The sequence below is a fragment of the Actinosynnema sp. genome, from assembly GCF_052038725.1.
Window position 1 is genome coordinate 1 of the sequence record NZ_JBQGCX010000956.1, and the last position, 2,706, is coordinate 2,706.

Sequence of the window (2,706 nt, forward strand, 5' to 3'; positions counted from 1 at the left end):
CGGACCCGGTGGCGGCGGTGGTCGCGGCGGCGCTGGCGTTCCAGGAGGCGCGCGGCGCGGCCTGGCGTCTGTCCGAAGTGGACTTCGGGGTGGCGAAGGTCACGGCGGCCGTCCTGGCGACCGCGCCGGGTGCCGCCGCGAGCGCGGAGCGCTACGCCCCGGCCGTGGCGCCGGTCGTGCCCGGTCCCGTTCCCGGCCGCGACCTGGTGGTCGCCGGGGTGCCGCTCGGCAGGCTCGACGCCCGCCTCCTGCCTGGCACGGCGGTGCGCGTGACGCCGTGGCGCGCGCTCGTGCTGCCCTCCTCGGCCGACGCGACCGGCCTGATCACCGACCCGGACTCGCCGCTGTGGGGCGTCGGCTCGTGCGCCGGGAGTCCCGGCTGCGCGAAGTCCCTCGCGGACGTGCGGACCGACGCCGTGGCCTGGGCGCGCACGCGCACCGACCGCGGTCCCGCACACTGGTCCGGTTGCGCCCGGCGGTGCGGTCGGCCGGCGGGCGGGGTCAGGGAGTTCGTCGCCACAGGCGGCGGTTACGAGGAGATCGGTTGAGCGAGTACGTCAAGGACGGCGCGGAGATCTACCGCAGGTCCTTCGCGACCATCCGCGCCGAGGCGCGCCTGGACGGGCTGCCGCCCGACGTGGCGCGCGTGGTGGTCCGGATGATCCACGCCTGCGGCATGGTCGACCTGGTCGAGGACGTCGCCTTCTCGCCGGGCGTGGTGACGGCCGCGCGGGAGGCGCTGCTCGCGGGCGCGCCGGTGCTGTGCGACGCGCAGATGGTCGCGTCCGGGATCACCAGGAAGCGGCTGCCCGCCGACAACGACGTGCTGTGCCTGCTCGGCGACCCGGCGGTGCCCGCGCTCGCCGCCGAGATCGGCAACACCCGGAGCGCCGCGGCGCTCCAGCTGTGGGGCGAGCGGATGGGCGGGGCGGTCGTGGCGATCGGCAACGCGCCCACCGCGCTGTTCCACCTGCTCGACCTGATCGCGGCGGGCGCGCCCAGGCCGGCCGCGGTGCTGGGCATCCCGGTGGGCTTCATCGGGGCGGCGGAGTCGAAGGACGCGCTGGCCGCGAACGGGCTGGGGCTTGAGCACCTGGTGGTGCGGGGTCGGCGCGGTGGCAGCGCGATGACCGCCGCCGCCGTGAACGCGATCGCGAGCGAGGACGAATGACCGGCAGGCTCTACGGCGTCGGGGTCGGACCGGGTGACCCGGAGCTGGTGACGGTGAAGGCCGCGCGGCTGATCGGCGAGGCGGACGTGGTGGTGTTCCACAGCGCGCGGCACGGCCGCAGCGTGGCCCGCCGGACGGCCGAGCCGTACCTGCGGGAGGGGCAGCTGCACGAGCAGCTGGTCTACCCGGTCACCACCGAGGACTCGGACGACTACCAGGGCGAGATCGACGCGTTCTACGCCGAGTGCGCGGAGCGGCTGGCGGCGCACCTGGACGCGGGGCGGACCGTGGTGGTGCTGGCGGCGGGCGACCCGCTGTTCTACGGGTCGTACATGCACCTGCACAAGCGGTTGGCGCACCGCTACCCGGCCGAGGTGGTGCCGGGGGTGACGTCGGTCAGCGCGGCCTCCGCCGTGCTGGGCGCGCCGCTGGTGGAGCGGGACGAGGTGCTGACCGTGCTGCCGGGCACGCTGCCGGTGGACGAGCTGGCCGGGCGCCTGGCCGGGAGCGACCCGGTGGCGGTCATGAAGCTGGGGCGGACGTTCCCGAACGTGCGGGAGGCGCTGGAGCGGGCCGGGCGGCTGGACGAGGCCTGGTACGTGGAGCGGGCCACCACGCGCGGGGAGCGGACGGCGAAGCTGTCCGAGGTGGACCCGGACGAGGTGCCGTACTTCTCGGTGGCGGTGCTGCCCAGCAGGGCGGGCGCCCCGGTGTCCGCCGCGCCCGCAGCGTCCGTTGTGGACAGTGCCGACGGCGCGGAAGCGCCTGCGGACACAGGTCCCGGCGAGGTCGTGGTGGTCGGGCTCGGCCCGGCCGGGCCGGAGTGGTTGACGCCGCAGGCCCGCGAGGCCCTGGAGGCCGCCGACGACCTGGTCGGGTCCGTGACGTACCTGAACCGGGTGCCGGACAGCCCGCGCAGGCGCAAGCACGCCTCGGACAACAAGGTCGAGGCGGAGCGGGCGGCGTTCGCGCTGGAGCTGGCCGGGCGCGGCAGGCGGGTCGCGGTGGTCTCCTCGGGTGATCCGGGGGTGTTCGCGATGGCCGCGGCCGTGCTGGAGGTCGCGGAGGGCTACCCGGACGTGCCGGTGCGGGTGCTGCCGGGCATGACGGCCGCGCACGCGGTCGCGAGCCGGGTGGGCGCGCCGCTGGGGCACGACTACTGCGTGGTGTCGCTGTCGGACCGGCTCAAGCCGTGGGAGGTCATCGCCGAGCGGTTGGCGGCGGCGGCGAGGGCGGACCTGGTGCTGGCGCTGTACAACCCGGCCTCGCGCAGCCGCACCTGGCAGGTGGCGGCGATGCGGGACCTGCTGCTGGAGCACCGGTCGCCGGACACGCCCGTGGTGATCGGGCGGGACGTGGGCGGGCCGCAGGAGAGCGTGCGCGTGCTGCGCCTGGCCGACCTGGACCCGGCGACCGTGGACATGCGGTGCCTGCTGCTGGTCGGGTCCTCGCAGACGCGGGTCTCCCCCGGCGGCAGGGTGTTCACGCCCCGGACCTACCCGGCGGGCTGAGCCCTCACCCGAGCCGGGCGCGCA

General features: G+C 76.2%; 2 protein-coding genes and 1 pseudogene. All 3 read left to right on the forward strand.

Going from position 1 to position 2,706, the window contains the following annotated elements:
- A pseudogene (locus tag ACTUAL_RS20255) lies at positions 1 to 548 on the forward strand (hypothetical protein); the annotation flags it as partial.
- Positions 545 to 1,171 (forward strand): precorrin-8X methylmutase, encoded by a 627-nt coding sequence (locus ACTUAL_RS20260; RefSeq protein WP_096492336.1) that lies wholly within the window; start codon positions 545 to 547, stop codon positions 1,169 to 1,171. The pseudogene ACTUAL_RS20255 and the gene ACTUAL_RS20260, both read left to right, overlap by 4 nt.
- Positions 1,168 to 2,682 (forward strand): precorrin-2 C(20)-methyltransferase, encoded by a 1,515-nt coding sequence (locus tag ACTUAL_RS20265; RefSeq protein WP_440901356.1) that lies wholly within the window; start codon positions 1,168 to 1,170, stop codon positions 2,680 to 2,682. Before ACTUAL_RS20260 ends, ACTUAL_RS20265 begins: the two co-directional genes overlap by 4 nt.
- Positions 2,683 to 2,706 lie beyond the last annotated feature (24 nt).